This window comes from Yersinia sp. 1652 StPb PI (assembly GCF_041538345.1).
Classification (GTDB): Bacteria; Pseudomonadota; Gammaproteobacteria; order Enterobacterales; family Enterobacteriaceae; genus Yersinia; species Yersinia enterocolitica_E.
This window is the reverse complement of record NZ_JAULSM010000001.1, coordinates 403,290-423,105: the sequence shown is the minus strand read 5'-3', so window position 1 is coordinate 423,105 and position 19,816 is coordinate 403,290. Positions and strand designations below refer to the sequence as shown.

Here is a 19,816-nt window from a genome sequence, read left to right as displayed (position 1 = left end):
ATTTACAGGTCAATTAATAAGCAGCTCATTATCATGAAACTACCAATTTTTACCGTGATGCTATTCACGCCTCCACGGGTTGCACTACAGTTGACGGCGCAAATCACGGGGAGACTGAGAAAACTCCCGCTTAAACAGCGTTGAAAAATGATTGCTGTCACCGAAACCACATTGGTAGGCAATCTCGGTAACGCTATTGTCGCTGTAACACAATTGATGACGCGCCTGTAGCAAACGCAAACGCGTCAGATAACGTTGTGGGGTCATGCCGGTCTGGTTTTTTAACTGCCGATGGAGGGTGCGTAATGGTAAAGCAAAGCGATCAGCCAGTTCCGGCCACTCAATTACCTCACTGTAGTGGTTCTGTAGCCAGTCTAATAATTGGCATAACCGCCCTTCCTGATCCTCACCCACCTGCGCCCGACACCCTTGCCACAGTTGTACCAACAACTGCATAAACACACTTTCATGTAGTGCAATATCTTCAGCTTGCTCACTGTGAGGCGAGTGCTCAAGGCAGCGAATCAAGTGTTTTACTTGCTGTAAAACCTGTCCATTAATCCGCCAATGAGAGGGGTAAACCCCTTCAGTTTCACGTGGCAGAAAATGTTCTACGCCAGACAAGAAACGAAAAGCATCGGGCGCACGGAATAAGACGTTGGTGAGGAACAAACCGTCGGTTGACTCAAACAGGTGACTATCATGGTCACGGACAAAACAAACACACCCTCCGCTTAAGGTGTAGGGGTTGCCATTAAACACATGAACCCCGGCCCCCTGCTCAACAATAATAATTTCATAAAAATCATGATGATGCTCTGGAAATACTGGTTGTGGCGCCCGGGCTTCAATTGCAACCGATGCAGAACTTGAAGAGAAAAAATCAATACTGTGCAAGACAGTCATCTTTTGCCCTCTTTCAACAGGCATGGCGAAATCGCCCTGCTTCAGCTCTCGATAGTAAAAGCAGCAGCGGTAATGAAACCTTCAATTTTTGACGTTAAAAGCGACTTTGGCGGTGATTTTTTTTAGATAAGTGCAGCAATGTTGAAAAGTATGCGCAGGGTCACAGGCGAGCGATGCCCTGTTTAAATACGAAACTGTGAGCTGTTTCACTTTCACTTTCGTCATTTTGCCAGCAAGCCATAGGGGCTGGCAGTGATGAGAAGGTGGTAGGTAAGGCAAGTTTCTACACTGTGGGCATTGAGAAATGACAGGCCACTAATCATGCCCACACAATCAGCAGTGACACCATCTATCAGCCCGCGGCACATAGTCGCCATTGACCTTGGCGCATCCAGCGGGCGCGTGATGCTGGCGAGTTATCATCCCAGCCAACAGCAACTTGAGCTGCGAGAAGTTTGCCGCTTTGCTAATCAGATTAAATCCATTGATGGTACCGATGTCTGGGATATCGATGCTATTGAACAATCAATCCGTCAGGGCCTGAATCAGCTCGATAGCGAAGGGATTCAGCTCGACAGCATTGGCATTGATAGCTGGGGTGTTGATTTTGTTTTACTTGATAAGCAAGGGAAACGAGTCGGACAGCCAGTCTCCTACCGCGACAGTCGTACGCAGGGTGTGATGGAGCAAGCGCAACAAACGCTGGGAAGCAGTGCCATTTATCGCCGTACCGGTATTCAATTTTTACCGTTCAATACCTTGTATCAATTACGGGCATTAAGCGAACAGCAACCGTATTTGTTGGCCGATGTCGCCCATCTGTTACTGATCCCGGACTATTTGCACTATCGTCTTACTGGCCAGCTTAACTGGGAATACACCAATGCCACTACCACCCAGTTACTTAATATTGAAACCAATGATTGGGATAGCGATCTATTAGCCTATGCCGGCGTACCGGCCCATTGGTTTGCCAAACCCACTAAACCCGGCAATACCATCGGCTATTGGCCAGGCGCCAGCGGCCAGCAGGTGCCGGTCATTGCCGTTGCCAGCCACGATACTGCCAGCGCGGTGCTTGCCGCACCATTGATTGATGCGAATGCTGCCTATCTTAGCTCCGGTACCTGGTCATTGATGGGGTTTGAAAGCCTCACCCCCATAACCCATCGGCAGGCGCTGGCCAGCAATATCACCAATGAAGGTGGCGCTGAAGGCCGCTATCGGGTACTGAAAAATATTATGGGTTTGTGGTTACTGCAACGGGCCACTGATGAGTTGCAGATTAAAGACCTGCCGCAGTTGATCGAACAGGCGGCACGCCAACCAGCTTGCCGCTCGCTGATTAACCCCAATGACAGCCGCTTTATCAATCCAGCCAATATGTGCGGCGAGATTCAGAACGCCTGCCGCGAATATGGCATGCCAATCCCCACCACCGCAGCCCAACTGGCTCGTTGTATCTTTGATAGCCTCGCCATGTTGTACCGGCAAGTTGCCCAAGAACTGGCAGAGTTACGCGGGCGTCCAATCAGCCATTTGCATATCGTCGGTGGCGGCTGCCAAAACCAATTCCTTAATCAGCTCTGTGCTGATGCCTGTGGCCTGAATGTCACCATGGGGCCGGTTGAAGCCTCGACACTGGGCAATATTGGCAGCCAATTAATTGCACTGGGAGAGGTGAGCGATGTTGCTCACTACCGCCGTATCGTGGCGAATAACTTCCCACTCCCCCCTTTATCCCCTCACGACAATACTGACTTTGCAGCCCATTGGCCGCAATTCCAGTCACTGAGTCAATTACCTAAGGAACTTTGCATATGACGAACTCTATTGAACAGGCCTGGAGCCTGGCTAAACAGCGATTTGCCGCCGTCGGCGTGGATGTTGATGCCGCACTTGCCCGCCTCGATATCCTGCCGGTCTCCATGCATTGCTGGCAAGGTGATGACGTCACCGGTTTTGAAAACCCGGATGGCGTACTGACCGGCGGGATTCAGGCCACCGGTAACTACCCCGGTAAAGCGCGTAATGCTGCTGAGTTACGTTCTGACCTCGAGCTGGCCCTAACATTGATTCCCGGCCCTAAACGACTAAATTTACATGCAATTTATCTCGAATCGGATACCCCCGTGGCTCGTAATAAAATTGAGCCACGCCACTTTAGCCGCTGGGTTGAGTGGGCTAAAAAACATCATCTGGGATTGGACTTCAACCCATCCTGCTTCTCTCATCCACTGAGTGCCGATGGTTTTACCCTGTCTCATGCCAACCCTGAAATTCGCCAATTCTGGATTGAACATTGTCAGGCCAGCCGCCGGGTCTCTGCCTATTTTGGTGAGCAACTAGGGACACCATCGGTGATGAATATCTGGATCCCCGATGGCATGAAGGATACCCCCATCGACCGTTTGGCACCCCGCCAACGGCTGCTATCAGCACTGGATGAGGTTATCAGTGAAAAGTTAAACCCAAACCATCACATTGATGCCGTCGAAAGCAAATTGTTTGGTATTGGGGCTGAAAGCTACACCGTCGGCTCTAACGAGTTTTACATGGGATATGCCGCCAGCCGCCAGACCGCACTGTGTCTGGACGCCGGTCACTTCCACCCGACTGAAGTGATTTCCGACAAGATCTCTAGCGCCATGTTGTATGTTCCGCGCCTGCTACTGCATGTCAGCCGCCCGGTGCGTTGGGACAGCGACCATGTGGTCTTGCTCGATGATGAAACACAGGCTATCGCCAGCGAAATTATCCGCCACGACCTGTTCGACAGGGTACATATCGGTCTCGACTTCTTTGATGCCTCCATCAACCGTATCGCCGCCTGGGTCATTGGCACTCGCAACATGAAGAAAGCCTTGCTGCGCGCCTTATTGGAACCGACCGAGATGCTACGCCAATTGGAACTGCGCGGTGACTACACCGCACGCCTGGCGCTGCTGGAAGAACAGAAATCCCTGCCATGGCAAGCCATCTGGGAAGGGTATTGTCAGCGCAACGATGTGCCAGTCGATGCCCGCTGGCTCAATGCAGTACGTGATTACGAACAACAGACTCTCAGCCAACGTTAAGGACTCATGATTATGCAAGCTATTCAATCTTCCTGGTTTATTCAGGGAATGATTAAAGCCACCAGCGATATGTGGCGCAAAGGGTGGGATGAACGTAACGGTGGCAATATCAGCCTGCGCTTACTGGCTGAAGAGGTTGAACCCTATCGTGGTAATTTCGCAGCGCAACCACGTAACGTAGAACTCACTCAACCCGCCCCCGAACTGGCGAACAGTTGGTTCTTAGTCACCGGTTCTGGCAAATTTTTCCGCAATGTTGAGTTAAACCCAGAAGACAATCTGGTACTACTGCAAGTCAGCAATGATGGTATGGCTTATCACATTCACTGGGGCCTGCCCCAAGGGGGGCTGCCAACCTCAGAGCTTGCCGCGCACTTCCAATCTCATATTGTTCGCATGCAAGTCAGTGCTGGCAGCAACCGAGTGATCATGCATTGCCATGCCACCAATCTGATTGCTCTGAGTTATGTACAAAAACTGGAAAATGCCAGCTTCACTCGATTGTTATGGGAGGGCAGCACCGAGTGCCTGGTGGTGTTCCCCGACGGTATCGGCATCGTGCCATGGATGGTGCCGGGAACCGACGGTATTGGTAGCCAAACCGCCGAGCAGATGCGTGAACACAGCCTAGTGCTGTGGCCATTCCACGGTATTTTCGGCAGTGGGCCAACACTGGATGATGCCTTTGGTCTGATTGATACCGCCGAGAAATCCGCCGAAATCATGGTGAAAGTCCTGTCTATGGGTGGCAAGCAGCAAACCATTTCTCGTGAACAACTGATAGCACTCGCGGCTCGTTTTGACGTGACCCCATTAGCCGCTGCACTGGACGTTTAACCCCTTCGACCAACGCTCCGGTTCAGGTCGGGGCTGGTCATTATCTGGTCTGCTTTCTTTGAGGAGCACAGCATGAGCTTTATGTTGGCACTACCAAAAATCAGCTTGCACGGCACAGGTGCAATCGAGGATATGGTTAAATTACTCGGTGATAAACAGTGGGGCAAAGCCCTGATTGTCACTGATGGGCAATTGGTCGAGCTCGGCCTACTCGACGGTCTGTTCGCTGCGATGCAGCAGCATCAGCTACCTTATGCCTTGTTTGGCGAGGTATTTCCTAACCCTACCGAAACGTTAGTACAGGCAGGATTCACTGCTTTCAGGCAGCATCAGTGTGACTATCTGATAGCTTTTGGTGGCGGTAGCCCAATCGATACAGCCAAAGCCGTTAAAATTTTGACCGCCAATCCGGGGCCATCCACGGCGTATTCCGGTGTCGGCAAAGTAAAACAGAGCGGCGTCCCTCTGGTCGCCATCAATACCACCGCCGGAACAGCCGCAGAACTGACCAGTAATGCAGTGATTATTGATAGCCAGCGGCAAGTAAAAGAAGTCATTATCGACACCAATATTATTCCTGATATCGCCGTCGATGATCCCGCTGTCATGTTGAATATTCCCGCCAGTGTGACTGCTGCGACCGGAATGGATGCCCTCACCCACGCTATCGAAGCGTATGTATCGCTGGGCGCACACACCCTAACCGACCATTCAGCGCTTGAATCTATTCGCCTGATCAGCCAATGGCTGCCTCTGGCAGTCGATGACGGTAAGAATCTGCACGCACGTGAAATGATGGCGTGCGGCCAGTATCTGGCGGGGATGGCATTTAACAGCGCCGGGCTAGGTTTAGTGCATGCACTGGCCCATCAACCAGGTGCTACCCATAACCTTCCACACGGGGTGTGCAATGCTATTTTACTGCCAATCATTGAAGAGTATAACCGCCCACAGGCAGTCAGCCGTTTTGCCCGCATAGCACAAGCCATGGGGGTAAATACTCAGCAGTTGACTGATGAGCAAGCCAGCCATCAAGCGATAAGCGCCATTCGGCAGTTGTCACAACGTGTTGGCATTCCTGCCGGATTTTCAGCATTAGGTATTCAGGAAAGTGATATCGAAGGCTGGTTAGATAAAGCGCTGGCGGATCCTTGTGCTCCTTGTAACCCACGTACTGCGGACAGAGATCAAGTCCGCGCACTGTACTTACAGGCACTTTGATCGGAGTAATATCATGATACGCAAAGCCTTTGTAATGCAGGTTAACCCTGATGCCCATGCAGAATATCAGCGGCGGCACTCACCCATCTGGCCAGAACTGGAAGCGGTACTGAAAGCCCATGGCGCTCACCACTATTCAATTTTTCTCGATGACACGCGCAATTTGCTATTTGGTTTTGTCGAAATTGAATCAGAAGAGCGCTGGAATGCCGTGGCCCAAACCGCCATTTGCCAGCGCTGGTGGCAACATATGGCCGATGTGATGCCAGCCAACCCTGATAACAGCCCGGTAAGCCAGGCACTACGAGAAGTGTTCTATTTGGCATAGCTCGCCCGATGTGGAGCCTGGCTCCACATCTTTCAGGACGTTGCCAGTCCCTGCACATAGTCTTCAAACACCGGATGACCTATCACCACATCAATAAAACAGCTCAGCGCCGGTGAGTTCAACTTACGACTCGGATACACCAGATACAGCTCATTACCTTCAGCCTGCCATTGTGGTAACACTTCCACTAATTGACGGTTTGCCACCACTTCACGGCTTAAAAATGCCGGTAATAGGGTGATACCACCACCTGCCAGGGCACATTCACGGGCATACAGTAGATTATCAGTGACATGTAGCGCAGGTACCTGCCAGCGGTAAAACTCATCTTCACGGCGTAAAATCAGCGCCTGCCAGGCACGGTGGGCAATGCAGCGGTGAGTATCCAGTTGCCTTGGATGAGTGAGTGGCGGATGCTGTGCCAGATAGGTGGGTGACGCCAACAGATAGCGTGGCGCATAGCCCAATCGGCGGCCAATCAGTGACGAGTCCTGTGGCTTACCGGTGCGCAATGCCACATCAAAGCCTTCTTCAACCAAGTCTACCATGGTGTCCGAGACTAACACCTCCAACAGCACATCCGGGTATTGCCGCTGGAAATCTGTTGCCAACCGCGCCAGTAAAGTCGCGCCCAGCCCTGCCGGAGTTGAGATGCGCAAGCGGCCACTGGGGTTATCCTTCAGGCGTTGCAGCGCCAGATCAGCGCGCTCTGCGGCTTGTAGCATCTCCTGACAATGCACCAGATAGCGCTCACCGGCAAAGGTCAGGTTCAGCTGACGGGTGGTTCGATTGAGTAAACGGATACCTAAGTTTTGTTCTAATTGACTGATGCGCTGGCTGACACTGGATTTCGGCAAACCCGCCATTTCAGCGGCGCGGGTAAAGCTGCCACACTCCGCGACTCGTGCAAACAGCGCCATATCCTGAAGTTGTTTAAACATGATTGTTTATCTTAGACGAACACTGCGTTAGTGATTGTCCATCTTATCACCACCACCAAGAAGGTCTAGACTCAATCCATACGCTAAACAGGAGTATTACCATGTCAGTTAAAGCCATTGCCGTGAACCCGCAACAACCCACCGATTTTATTGAAGTCGCTCTGGACTCACTCACTCCCGGTCCGTTTGATTTGCTGGTTGAGGTTAAAGCCGCATCCATCAATCCGGTTGATACCAAAGTACATGCTGGCCTGAAGAAGAATGGCCTGCAACAGCCGCGAATTCTGGGTTGGGATGCCGCTGGAGTGGTCATCAGCGTCGGTGCGAACGTCACCGAGTTCCGTGCAGGTGATGAAGTGTGGTATGCCGGCGATATCACCCGCCCCGGTAGCAATGCTAACCAACAGTTGGTTGATGCTCGCATCGTGGCCCACAAACCCCGCTCATTCAACTGGGCGCAGGCCGCTGCATTGCCATTAACCGCAATAACTGCATGGGAAGCGCTGTTTGAACATCTAAAAATTCAGCACGCCAGTGCCGGACAAAGTTTATTGATCATCGGGGGAGCGGGCGGGGTTGGCTCATTAGCTATTCCTCTGGCGGCATTACGTAGCCCGCTAAAAGTGATAGCCACAGCATCACGGCCAGCATCAGCCGCCTGGTGTCGTGAACGTGGAGCGGACTTAACCGTTGATTATCACCATCTGAAAGCTGAGCTGGCAGAAGAAGGTATTGATAAAGTTGATTATATTCTTTGCCTGAATGACACCGACGGCCACTGGCCCGCCATCAGTGAGCTCATCGCACCATTGGGGCAAATCTGTACCATCGTTGAGAATGAAAAACCGTTGGATCAGAATCAGTTAAAACTAAAAAGTGCCGCCCTGCATTGGGAATTTATGTTCACCCGCAGTATGTTCTCTACCCCGGATATCGCCCAACAAGGGCAAATTTTAAAACAGGTAAGCCAGTTGGTGGATGAGGGCAAACTGCCAGGCACCTTAAGCGAAACACTGCACGGCCTGACAGTGGAAAACCTGCATGCCGCCCACGCGCAAGTTGCAGGCGGGCATATGCAGGGTAAAGTGGTTATTGCTTACTAAATATATTATTAAAAGGGCTATTTTATTTGCCATTTTACATTTGGGCAGTGCTCACAAAATGCATACATTTTGAACGCCCTTAAGGGCGGCCCGTAGGGGGAGCGTAGCGAATAAAATCCTCACGTAGCCATGATTTATAAGGTCATGGTATACGCTCCGGTTTCTGTGCGCTGTCCGCATGCAAACTGACTGCAACAATCACGCCCTCAGATATCAAATTTTCATCAACCCTATTGTTGTACATCACTCAATAATGAAGGGCGGGCAAGGCGTTGCAGGTCCGCGGCCAGTAACTGCTGCACCAGTTCGACGCAGCGCAGAAAGCGTTCATCATAGTCTGCCGATTCGACGTGAACATATTCGATATTGTTACTGCACAACATCTGCTCCAGTAAGTTCTGGAAGGATTTGCGGTCACGATCGCTCCCCAGGCTGCGCAAACCATCGGCAACCCACGGCGTATTATTTTCCAACAAAATAACCAGATCAAAACGGTATTCGTCAATCAGCGCCTGCACGAAGGGGTGCTCTTTGCCTTCATACTTTTTGCAAAAGGCCTGCGTAGTAACAAAGTCAGTATCGATAAATGCCACTTTGTTGGCGTATTTCACCGCAAAATCCACATACTGTGCCTGCCCCAGCGCGATTTTGTCGTAATCAGAATATTGCAACGCCATCTCATCGCCGCCAAGATGGGAGAAGACATAATCCCGGCCATATTCCCACGCACTGGTAGTATTGAAGATATTGGCTAACTTATTGACCAAAGTGGATTTCCCACTGGATTCACCGCCCAGTATCGCCACAGTACGGACAAAAAATGGCTTCACTTCAGTCGGAATATAGTCCCAGTAACGGAAAGGGTCACGGCGGATCTGGCGACCACTGATATTCATAAATGAGCGCTGTGGATCAATCAGGATGGTTTCGATGCCAAATTGCTCGTTGTAATGCGGCGCATCCTGGCTTTCGCTGGAATAAATAAAATTCGGAACAATGCCTTTTTCATTCATAAAGCTTTTTACGCCATGGCTCCACACATCCCAGCCATGGGGGTACGGCTCGATACCGTGCTCATCAAACGAATGAATATGGATATTTTTCTGATATTTAAAGGTTTGTAACAACCAGCGCAAACGGTCACTGACCGTCGGTTGCTGTGACATCGAACTGTTCTCAAACAGCTCACGATCGCGTGGCTCATCGAAACAAAGAATGATGTGCAACTCGTCAACCTGGCTACAGGCGCGCTGGATTAAATAGATATGGCCGGTATGCAGCGGGTAAAATTTACCAAACACCACGCCGACTTTTTTCTCACGGCGGGGAAACTCCAGCCCGAGGAAACGGTGCAGAGCTTCAAGCTTTTGCGCACTGGGGCTTTTGATTTTGTCGTTGAGTAGCTGGCTTAAATAACCTTTGGTCATGCCGTTGCATTCGGCCACTTGCTGTAAGGTGCAACCCTTTTGCTTAATTGCTGTTTTGAGATAGTCGAATTGCAGCATACCGCCTCCTTGTTTAGTGCGCTAAACAAAAATAACACAGTATGCTGCAAGATGAACACGACTAAATTAGCGGTTATAAATCCTCTAACACCGCCAACGCATCAGCCAATTTCTTCACACCGAACACCTGCATATTGGGCAGGGGCTTCTTCGGCATATTGGCATACGGCACGATAGCGCGTTTAAAACCGTGTTTGGCCGCCTCAGAGATACGCTCTTGACCACTGGGTACTGGGCGAATTTCACCGGCTAGCCCTACCTCACCAAACACCACTAAATCCTGTGGCAGCGGGCGGTCACGCAAGCTGGATACTAGCGACATCAGCAATGCCAGATCAGCACTGGTTTCTGTCACTTTCACACCACCCACCACATTGACGAACACATCTTGGTCCGACATCTGTAATCCGCCATGGCGATGCAATACCGCCAGCAAGATTGCCAGCCGGTTCTGTTCCAGACCGACCGCCACCCGACGTGGGTTGGACATCATTGAGTGATCGACCAGTGCCTGAATCTCTACCAGCAGCGGGCGAGTCCCTTCCCATACCACCATCACCGAGCTACCAGCAGTGACTTCATCCCCACGGCTGAGGAAAATCGCCGACGGGTTGCTAACTTCACGCAAGCCCTGTTCGGTCATGGCAAATACGCCTAACTCATTAACCGCACCAAAGCGGTTTTTGTGGCTACGCAGCGTACGGAAACGAGTATCACCGTCACCATCAAGCATCACAGAGCAGTCAATACAGTGCTCCAGCACTTTCGGCCCGGCCAGTGAACCATCTTTCGTCACATGGCCCACCATGATAATGGCGACACCCCGGGTTTTGGCAAAACGGGTCAGGTAGGCGGCCGTTTCGCGCACTTGGGCCACGCTGCCCGGCGACGACTGAATATCCGCCATATGCATCACCTGAATGGAGTCGATCACCATCAAGCGCGGCTGCTCTTGCTCAGCAATCAAGCAAATTTGCTCGATACTGGTTTCCGACAGCATATTGAGGCCCGCAGTAGGCAACCCCAAACGATGTGCACGCATCGCCACCTGCTGCAACGACTCTTCGCCGGTGACATACAGGGTTTTCATGTTTTCAGACAGCTTGCAGAGCGTTTGCAACAGTAAGGTACTTTTCCCCGCGCCGGGGTTACCACCAATCAGAATGGCACTGCCCGGCACTACACCACCACCCAGCACCCGATCAAACTCCAGAAAGCCCGTTGAAAAGCGCGGTAGTTCGTCCAGACTGATATCTGACAGCTTCTGTACCCGGCTGACGCCTGCATCACCGGCATAGCCACCAAAACGCTCATTGCGCGACGACGACGAGGTTGCCGCCGCCAGCCTGATTTCGGTAATGGTATTCCAGGCATTACAGGCACTGCACTGCCCCTGCCAACGTGGATAATCGGCACCACACTCATTACAGACAAATGCTCGTTTTGGCGCTTTAGCCACGGTTCACCTCAATTTAATTAGCTCACACCTGCCTGAACCCCAAATTACCTAATAGGCGTAATTGTTGCAGGCAGTTTGAGTGCAGACAGCGCGCAGAAATCGCAGCGTACACCATGACGTTGTAAATCATGGCGACGTGAGGATTTTATTCGCTACGCTCCCCCTACGGGCCGCCCTTAAGTGTGTTCAAAATGCATGCGTTTTGTGAGCACTGCACAAGCTCAAAAATGGCAAATAAAACAGCCTATTTCATCGTTCTTCATGCTTCAGACTGCCGGTCAAAATGCAAAGAACACTCAGCAAATCACCGTGACGGATCGCCACTTTCGCTTTGGCATACACCTTCGGCTTTGCATGGAAAGCCAGCCCTAAACCGGCGGCTTGCATCATTTTCAGGTCATTGGCGCCATCGCCGATAGCCACTGTTTGAGCAATAGGGATATTGAGTTTTTCCGCCAACTTGAGCAGGGTATCGGCTTTATATTGTGCATCGACAATCGGCCCTAACACTTTGCCGGTCAGCTTGCCGTCTTTGATTTCAAGTTCATTGGCTGCCACATCGACCAGACGCAGTTTGTCGCGCAGATATTCAGCGTAATAAGTAAAACCACCGGAGGCGATCGCCACATGCCAATCTAATGCCTGAAGCTTACGGACCAGGCTGGTCAGCCCCGGCATCAATGGCAGTTGGTCACGTACCTGTTTTAAGATATTGGCATCCGCCCCTTTCAGGGTAGCAACCCGCTGACGCAGGCTGGCGGCGAAGTCCAATTCACCTTGCATGGCGCGTTCGGTGACGGCAGCCACTTCTTCGCCAACACCGGCGAGCTTGGCAATCTCATCAATACATTCGATTTGGATGGCAGTTGAATCCATATCCATCACCAGCAGGCCCGGGGTACGCAAATGCGGGATAGCCCCCAGAGGGGCGACATCAAGACCGTTTTCATCCGCTAACATTTTAATCCGTGGGGTTAAACTGCCGGCCAAACGGATGACCTGATAATCCTCCACACACCAGGCGGAGACAATCACCATGGCGGCACCCAATTGGCCCTGAAAACCCGTAATACGCTGTTTATCCAGCTTTCTACCGTACAGTAGCCAACCTGTATGACCGGCACGATAATCCAGCGGCATGACCTCATCACCACTGAGCGAAAGTGGCAGACCTGGCCATTGATAGATCTCCGCGGGGAGATCGCAATAGGTCAGACTATTAGACATGAATGACTCCTGTAGAAAACGGGGTAAAGACCAGACAAAAGGACGCATCAAGCTATCCTATCGCCCTTGCTTCTGGCAACATAAAGTCACCGATTCTTGCAAGGAACCTGCATGGCTAAGGCCAAACTAAAATTCCGACTGCACCGTACGGCTATTGTGCTGATTTGCCTGGCATTATTAGTCTTGCTGATGCAAGGTGCATCCTATTTCAGCCTCAGTCATCAACTCGCTCGTTCGGAACAAGTTGAAGAGCTGGCGAAAACACTGGCAAAACAAGTCACTTTCAGCCTCGCCCCCATCATGGACAGTGGGGATGATGATATCGACAGCCAAAAAGTTGACGAAATTCTCCAGCAACTGACGCAATCAAGCCGCGTATTGGATGCCAGTGTATATCAAATTGACGGAACGCTGGTCGCCAGCGCCGGAGAGAACGTAAAAGTACGTGATCGACTGGCTTTGGATGGTAAACGCCCCGGCAGCTATTTCAACCACCAGATTGTCGAGCTGATCCCCGGAAAAAGCGGGCCAAGCGGCTTTCTGCGTATGACGCTGGACACCCATGTGCTGGCGACGGAATCCAAGCAAGTGGATAATACCACCAATTTGCTGCGCTTGATGATTCTCGTCGCGCTGGCGGTGGGGATCATTCTGGCTCGCACTCTGCTGCAAGGTCGCCGCAGCCGTTGGCAGCAATCACCTTATCTGCTCACCGCCAATACGCCGGTCAAAGAAGATGAGGATGAAACACCAGAGACAGCTGCCAGTCAGGCAGATGCAGATAAAAAGACGGGCGATAAATAATACTGCGGATAGATATTATGCCATGCGCTCAATTAGCGTGGTGAGAGAAAGCAGTTGTCCCTGCATCTGTCGGGCAATAAGTTTGAATTCATTACTGATGTTCGAGTGATCTATCACCTGTTGCCAGAATATATTTGCCAGTTGCTGTGCGCGTTGCCAGTGCAGCTTGCTGATATCAGCAGATAAAGAGATTTCCGGCACGTTGTGGCGCATATTCCCCGTACTCGTCGGGGCAAATGCCATTGGCAGCATATCGTAAACTGGCGCTAATGATAGTGGTGTGTTCTCAGGATGCAGAAAGGAAAGGTTACCTTGGTGCATATCGGTATTGGCGATTAATTTGCCAAATGCCCAGATAACGTTAACCTGTTCTAATACCGGCGCGGCCAGTAATCCTTTATCGACTAATTGTTGGCAAACTTGTGGCCAACTGGCGACTGGGTTGCCAACAAATTCGGCATTAACCGCCTCTAAAGAAACTATCCCTAAACGACCACGCTGCCCGCAGCGATCAAATCGCTCTACCTCAAGGAATATTTGCCTACCAACACCCTGTAAAACCTGACTTGTGGCCGCTTTATAACCCCCATTATTCAAGGTGCTAAGTGCAAGCGACTCAGATATCAGTAGGTCACCCCAGCGCCGACTATTGGCGTTTTGTGAAGAGGCAGAAAATTTGACAATAACATATGACGAAGGCCGCTCCAGATTCCCTGCATAACAAGTAAATTTCGGTTGTTCGCCGCCCGCAGAAGAACCAACCATTTCACCCGCCAGAGCCATTTGAGAAAGTTCTGCATAACGAGATAACTTATCTACCGGATCGATAGGTATCGCATCAGGTGCTGCTAACCAATGTTGATAACTTTGTTGTCCAATCAATATATTGCCATTCATATCATCGGCCTGACGTGACAGAGCTAATAAGATATGGTCTTCATTCCACAAACGAACGTCATCGGTGAGCTGTAACTTACCTGCAACTGACTTCCCCCAAATCCGCCCGAGAAACCCCTGAGGCCGCATATCAGTCAAATACCACGGCAAGCTATCAAATAGCTGCCATGTATCAGATGCCAGTTGATGTACACAGCACATTTCAGCCGGATGGATAGGATAGAGTATCGCGACATGGGTTGCATGACCCTGCTCATCGATACGATATAGCGGAAATGCATGCTCTGCGGCACTATCTCCAGCAATGTACCGCCGCAAGGCATATTGTGTTGCTTTGCCTTTACCTATTTTCAGCACCCTCTCTTTTAACCCGCTTAACTGCCGGGAAACCGTGGGTTGACTGATTGCCATAGCTTGCGCCAGATAGCTCGCGGTCGCCGGTTTTTGGCGTAATAACGTTTCCAGAGAGAGCATATGAATAGATTCGTGAATAGAATGATGAATAGATTTATAGCGCTAATTATCTGATGTGTAAAGAAACCTATTTTTTCTGGCAGATTTTATGAATAGATTCAGCGGCAGAAATCGCTGCCGCTGAATAGAGGGAAGCAGAGACGGGATTACTTCTGATCGCCCAACAACACCGATTCTAATGCAATTTCAATCATGTCATTGAAGGTGGTCTGGCGCTCCGCAGCGGTGGTTTGCTCACCGGTACGGATATGGTCAGAAACAGTACAGATGGTCAGGGCTTTAGCACCGAACTCCGCGGCAACGCCGTAGATACCGGCCGCTTCCATTTCCACGCCCAGAATGCCGTATTTTTCCATCACATCAAACATTTGCGGGTCTGGCGTGTAGAACAGGTCAGCAGAGAAGATGTTACCTACACGGACGTCGATACCTTTCGCTTTTGCCGCATCCACTGCATTGCGGGTCATTTCAAAGTCAGCAATCGCTGCATAGTCGTGATCTTTAAAGCGCATACGGTTTACTTTGGAGTCGGTACAAGCCCCCATGCCGATCACCACATCACGCAGTTTCACATCAGCGCGAACCGCACCACATGAACCGACACGAATGATTTTTTTCACGCCAAAATCAGTGATCAGTTCTTTGGCGTAAATGGAGCAGGACGGGATACCCATACCGTGGCCCATTACAGAGATTTTGCGGCCTTTATAAGTACCGGTGAAGCCCAACATGCCACGCACATTGTTCACTTCGCGCACGTCTTGCAGGAAGGTTTCGGCGATAAATTTCGCACGCAGTGGATCCCCTGGCATCAATACAACATCAGCGAAATCACCCATTTCAGCATTAATATGTGGCGTTGCCATAATCACTTTCCTTAAAAATCAGAGAATTAAAATTTATATTACTGAACTGTTTTTAAGTTTGAACTACTTTGCACAGTTCAGAGAAAATCAGCCATCGCCAGCGTAGATGAGCACCGACAGTTTGGGCACGGCCAGCGCACAGCCCCGGAGCGTACACACAGTACGTGAGGAGGGCGAGCACTGCCCGGGTTCAAAATGGCACGCTCAGCTTAGCTGAATGACTTAAAGCATATTCTTACCGTAATCCATTGGGGATAGATTGAAATATGTCGCTACCGTCTGCCCAATATCAGCAAAGGTCTCACGATGCCCAAGCGATCCTGGTTTGACTTTCGGGCCGTAAACCAAGACCGGAATGTGCTCACGGGTATGGTCAGTGCCCGGCCAGGTTGGATCACAACCGTGGTCAGCCGTCAGGATCAGGATGTCATCTTCTTTTACCAGCGCCATCAACTCAGGCAGGCGGCGGTCGAACAGTTCCAATGCAGCAGCATAACCAGCAACGTCGCGACGGTGACCGTAAGAAGAGTCAAAATCCACAAAGTTAGTGAACACGATAGTGTTGTCACCGGCTTTCTTCATTTCTTCTATCGTGGCATCAAATAGCGCATCCAGACCGGTGGCTTTCACTTTCTGAGTGATACCCACATGCGCATAGATATCGGCAATTTTACCGATAGAAACCACTTCTCCCCCTTTCTCATCCACCAGTTTTTTCAACATGGTTGGCGCTGGCGGTTCAACGGCCAGATCATGGCGGTTACCGGTGCGTTGGAAGTTACCTGGCTTGTCACCAATAAACGGACGCGCAATCACACGACCAATATTGTAGCCACCCTCGGTCAGCTCTTCGCGGGCAATTTCACATAATTCATACAAGCGATCCAGGCCAAAGGTCTCTTCGTGGCAGGCAATCTGGAACACCGAGTCAGCCGAGGTATAGAAAATCGGTTTGCCGGTTTTCATATGCTCTTCACCCAGTTGGTCAAGGATAACGGTCCCACTTGAGTGACAGTTACCCAGATAACCCGGCAGGTTGGCCCGTTTTACCAGTTTATCCAACAGTTCCTGTGGGAAACTGTTTTCGACATCACTGAAGTAACCCCAGTCAAACAGCACCGGCACCCCCGCAATCTCCCAGTGGCCTGACGGTGTATCTTTACCGGAGGATAACTCACTGGCATAACCATAGGCACCAATGATATCTGCATTCTTATCCAGCCCGACCGGGAATTTACCGGTGGACTCTTCGGCAGCTTTACCCAACCCTAAACGACTCAGGTTTGGCAGCGTCAATGGGCCACTACGACCAACGTTAGCTTCACCACGGGCGCAGACCTCAGCAATGTGGCCCAGCGTGTCGGCCCCTTCGTCACCAAATTTTTTAGCATCTGCGCTGGCACCGATACCAAATGAGTCTAATACCATAATAAATGTACGTTTCATCATTTTCTCCTGCGTGGGTTCACGCTCTGGGGCAGCAATGTTCATCGGCTCCCCCATGTAATTAATCAATCTGTTTTCGCTAACACTTGCCTTCAAGGGCAAATATCTTCAATAACAAAAGTATGGCGTTTATTCAGTAATACGGCGATAGATAACCGGTGTTTCTTCCGCCGCTTTGTCACCCAAGGTGATCGCCGCACGTAGTGCATCTGCTGCCTGCTGCCAGTCATCTTCGTTATTGGCATGAATCACCGCTAAGGGTTGCTGACCATCAACACCGGTCCCCAGACGTGCCATTTCAGTGATACCAACACTATAATCAATAGGATCAGTTGCCCGACGACGACCACCGCCGAGGGAAACCACCGCCATACCCAGTGCACGGGTATCCATCGCAGTAACCACGCCTGCTCGTTCAGCAAATACCGGCTTGCTCAACATGGCTACCGGCAGGTAGCTGTCATAGCGCTCAACGAAATCACTTGGGCCTTTTTGCGCCGCCACCATGCGACCAAAGAGTTCTGCGGCTTTACCGTTATCCAGCACCGCCTGTAGCTTGGATCTGGCGTCAGCATCATCTTGCGCCAAACCACCTGATAACAGCATTTCAACGCACAGCGCCATCGTCACTTCTAACAAGCGTGGATTACGATATTCACCCGTCAGGAAACGTACCGCTTCGCGCACTTCAACCGCATTACCGGCGCTGGAAGCCAACACCTGATTCATATCGGTCAATAGTGCCGTTGTTTTACAACCCGCGCCGTTAGCCACACTGACAATAGCCTGTGCTAAATCGGCAGATAATTGATATGTCGGCATAAAGGCACCAGAACCCACCTTCACATCCATCACCAACGCATCCAGCCCTTCAGCCAGTTTCTTCGCCAAAATAGAAGCGGTAATCAGTGGAATGGAATCTACAGTGGCGGTGATATCACGGGTAGCGTAGAAACGTTTATCTGCCGGTGCTAATGAGCTGGTTTGACCAATGATGGCGACACCGACGTCCTGAATGATTTTACGGAACGCATTATCATCGGGGAAAATATCAAAACCGGGTATAGCTTCCAGTTTGTCCAAGGTTCCGCCGGTATGGCCCAGACCACGGCCAGAAATCATCGGCACATAGCCACCACAGGCTGCGACCATCGGGCCGAGCATCAGTGATGTCACATCACCCACGCCACCGGTAGAGTGTTTATCCACGATGGGGCCGTTTAGATTGAGGCTCTGCCAGTTGAGCACCGTGCCAGAATCACGCATTGCCATGGTTAGTGCCACGCGCTCCGGCATGCTCATGTCATGGAAATAGATGGTCATCGCCAAAGCAGCAATCTGCCCTTCGGAAACCACATTGTCGCGGATCCCATTGATAAAGAAACGAATCTCTTCTTCGCTCAGTGGCTGACCGTCGCGTTTTTTACGGATAATTTCTTGTGCCAGAAACACAGCATCCCCCTGACCTAAATAAGGATAAAAGCCGCACGGCAGGCTAGTCGCCCGCAGCGCATCGGCTAAACTCAATGATTGCGATAATGATTAGTAACCGCTACTTTTGCTATCACTCTGATGGCCCAGCGTGGTTAATAAGCTGGCTAACAGACTGGATGCGCCAAAGCGGAAGTGGCGGGCGTCGGCCCAACCCTCACCCATCAATTGATCGGCCAGTTGCAGGAATTGCGCGGCATCTTCGGCAGTACGTACTCCGCCCGCTGGCTTAAAGCCGACGGTTTTACCCACACCTAAATCACGGATAGTGCTCATCATAATACCCGCACTTTCCAGTGTGGCATTGACCGGCACTTTACCGGTGGAGGTTTTGATGAAATCCGCGCCAGCTTTAATAGCAATTTCAGAGGCTTGACGGATCAAGTGCTCTTGCTTTAACTCACCGGTCTCTATGATTACTTTCAGTAATACATTCGCGGCAGCGCAGGCTTCTTTGCACTCTTTCACTAATTCGAAGCCGACCTTATCATTACCCGCCATTAAGGCGCGGTAAGGGAAAACCACATCCACTTCATCAGCACCATAGGCAATGGCGGCACGGGTTTCGGCCAGTGCAATAGCAATATCATCATTGCCATGTGGGAAGTTAGTCACTGTTGCAATACGGATTTCAGGGGTACCCTGCTCGCGCAACGTTTTACGCGCAATAGGAATAAAGCGGGGATAAATACAGATTGCCGCCGTGTTACCGGCAGGGCTTTTTGCCTGATGACACAGCGCGATAACCTTATCATCGGTATCGTCGTCATTCAGGGTAGTTAAATCCATCAAACTCAGTGCGCGTTTGGCATAATCGTTAAGATTCGCGCAGGCGGTTAAATCGGTCATAAAACTCTCCAACACTATTTCAGCCCCAGCACCTTGCCAGAACTGAGCATCTATTTATGAGCGGACAAAGAGACCGTACCGGCATCTTTGGTGATTAAAAGTCCCCCTCAGTAGGCGTAATTGTTGCAGTCAGGCAAATAACATAGCCCTAATGAGAAGGTTCTAAGCTCAATACGTTGGCGAGCGGACTTGGTTCCTTGAAGATAGCCCCTATGGGTGGCAATTGAGATCCATCTCACCGCACTAACTACTTGGTCATTGCTTACATCACTGATGCAATGAGACTCCATACACACTTTAGGCTTTCATTCCGAAAGCCAATAACACTATTTGAACACGTTATCGGCAGCTTAGGTGTGTTCAATTTCACACTAATCAATAGTAA

At 50.8% G+C, this 19,816-nt stretch carries 18 protein-coding genes; 7 read left to right on the top strand and 11 right to left on the bottom strand.

Features of this window, described 5'->3' with window-relative positions; all coding sequences use genetic code 11:
* Positions 1-84 precede the first annotated feature (84 nt).
* Positions 85-906 (bottom strand): HTH-type transcriptional activator RhaS, encoded by an 822-nt coding sequence (gene rhaS / locus Q2T71_RS01980; RefSeq protein ID WP_372559818.1) that lies wholly within the window; start codon positions 904-906, stop codon positions 85-87.
* A 221-nt stretch (positions 907-1,127) separates the two neighbouring features.
* Entirely contained in the window at positions 1,128-1,283 is a 156-nt protein-coding gene (locus tag Q2T71_RS01975) for a phosphoribosylaminoimidazole synthetase (RefSeq protein WP_372557957.1), read from the bottom strand.
* On the opposite strand from Q2T71_RS01975, the gene rhaB reads away from it, so the two are divergent.
* From rhaB to rhaM, 5 genes are all read left to right on the top strand, one after another.
* Complete coding sequence (gene rhaB, locus Q2T71_RS01970) at positions 1,273-2,730, top strand: rhamnulokinase (protein WP_372559817.1); 1,458 nt, start codon at positions 1,273-1,275, stop codon at positions 2,728-2,730. The genes Q2T71_RS01975 and rhaB overlap by 11 nt on opposite strands.
* A complete protein-coding gene (locus tag Q2T71_RS01965; protein ID WP_372557956.1) occupies positions 2,727-3,983 on the top strand; it encodes an L-rhamnose isomerase in 1,257 nt (418 codons plus the stop codon). Before rhaB ends, Q2T71_RS01965 begins: the two co-directional genes overlap by 4 nt.
* A 12-nt stretch (positions 3,984-3,995) precedes the next feature.
* On the top strand, positions 3,996-4,820 hold the full coding sequence (gene rhaD, locus Q2T71_RS01960; protein WP_372557955.1) for a rhamnulose-1-phosphate aldolase: 825 nt from the start codon (positions 3,996-3,998) through the stop codon (positions 4,818-4,820).
* A 72-nt stretch (positions 4,821-4,892) separates the two neighbouring features.
* Positions 4,893-6,041, top strand: coding sequence for a lactaldehyde reductase (gene fucO / locus Q2T71_RS01955; protein ID WP_372557954.1), 1,149 nt, complete (start codon positions 4,893-4,895; stop codon positions 6,039-6,041).
* A 13-nt stretch (positions 6,042-6,054) separates the two neighbouring features.
* The gene (gene rhaM / locus Q2T71_RS01950) at positions 6,055-6,369 is read left to right on the top strand and encodes an L-rhamnose mutarotase (protein ID WP_083160673.1); all 315 of its coding nucleotides are present in this window, start codon (positions 6,055-6,057) and stop codon (positions 6,367-6,369) included.
* A 32-nt stretch (positions 6,370-6,401) separates the two neighbouring features.
* Here rhaM and Q2T71_RS01945 read toward each other — a convergent pair whose 3' ends face one another.
* Entirely contained in the window at positions 6,402-7,310 is a 909-nt protein-coding gene (locus Q2T71_RS01945; protein ID WP_372557953.1) for a LysR family transcriptional regulator, read from the bottom strand.
* A gap of 101 nt (positions 7,311-7,411) precedes the next feature.
* Between Q2T71_RS01945 and Q2T71_RS01940 the strand changes: the two genes are divergently transcribed.
* Positions 7,412-8,413, top strand: coding sequence for a zinc-binding alcohol dehydrogenase family protein (locus Q2T71_RS01940; protein ID WP_372557952.1), 1,002 nt, complete (start codon positions 7,412-7,414; stop codon positions 8,411-8,413).
* A gap of 230 nt (positions 8,414-8,643) precedes the next feature.
* Here the strand turns inward: Q2T71_RS01940 and nadR are convergent, their stop codons facing one another.
* From nadR to serB, 3 genes are all read right to left on the bottom strand, one after another.
* Complete coding sequence (gene nadR, locus Q2T71_RS01935) at positions 8,644-9,918, bottom strand: multifunctional transcriptional regulator/nicotinamide-nucleotide adenylyltransferase/ribosylnicotinamide kinase NadR (protein ID WP_372557951.1); 1,275 nt, start codon at positions 9,916-9,918, stop codon at positions 8,644-8,646.
* A gap of 73 nt (positions 9,919-9,991) precedes the next feature.
* Positions 9,992-11,377, bottom strand: coding sequence for a DNA repair protein RadA (gene radA / locus Q2T71_RS01930; protein WP_004701929.1), 1,386 nt, complete (start codon positions 11,375-11,377; stop codon positions 9,992-9,994).
* Between the two features lie 249 nt (positions 11,378-11,626).
* Positions 11,627-12,604 (bottom strand): phosphoserine phosphatase, encoded by a 978-nt coding sequence (gene serB / locus Q2T71_RS01925; RefSeq protein ID WP_372557950.1) that lies wholly within the window; start codon positions 12,602-12,604, stop codon positions 11,627-11,629.
* A gap of 111 nt (positions 12,605-12,715) precedes the next feature.
* Between serB and Q2T71_RS01920 the strand changes: the two genes are divergently transcribed.
* Positions 12,716-13,408 carry a YtjB family periplasmic protein gene (locus tag Q2T71_RS01920; protein WP_372557949.1) on the top strand — a complete coding sequence of 231 codons (693 nt, stop codon included), beginning with the start codon at positions 12,716-12,718 and terminating at the stop codon, positions 13,406-13,408.
* A 15-nt stretch (positions 13,409-13,423) separates the two neighbouring features.
* Here the strand turns inward: Q2T71_RS01920 and yjjJ are convergent, their stop codons facing one another.
* The 5 genes from yjjJ to deoC all read right to left on the bottom strand — a co-directional run bounded on the left by yjjJ (position 13,424) and on the right by deoC (position 19,431).
* Entirely contained in the window at positions 13,424-14,779 is a 1,356-nt protein-coding gene (gene yjjJ / locus Q2T71_RS01915; RefSeq protein WP_372557948.1) for a type II toxin-antitoxin system HipA family toxin YjjJ, read from the bottom strand.
* Between the two features lie 146 nt (positions 14,780-14,925).
* A complete protein-coding gene (gene deoD, locus Q2T71_RS01910) occupies positions 14,926-15,645 on the bottom strand; it encodes a purine-nucleoside phosphorylase (protein WP_372557947.1) in 720 nt (239 codons plus the stop codon).
* A 222-nt stretch (positions 15,646-15,867) separates the two neighbouring features.
* A complete protein-coding gene (gene deoB / locus Q2T71_RS01905) occupies positions 15,868-17,091 on the bottom strand; it encodes a phosphopentomutase (protein WP_372559816.1) in 1,224 nt (407 codons plus the stop codon).
* A 129-nt stretch (positions 17,092-17,220) separates the two neighbouring features.
* Positions 17,221-18,543, bottom strand: coding sequence for a thymidine phosphorylase (gene deoA, locus Q2T71_RS01900; protein ID WP_372557946.1), 1,323 nt, complete (start codon positions 18,541-18,543; stop codon positions 17,221-17,223).
* 90 nt (positions 18,544-18,633) lie between these two features.
* A complete protein-coding gene (gene deoC / locus Q2T71_RS01895) occupies positions 18,634-19,431 on the bottom strand; it encodes a deoxyribose-phosphate aldolase (protein WP_050072495.1) in 798 nt (265 codons plus the stop codon).
* Positions 19,432-19,816 lie beyond the last annotated feature (385 nt).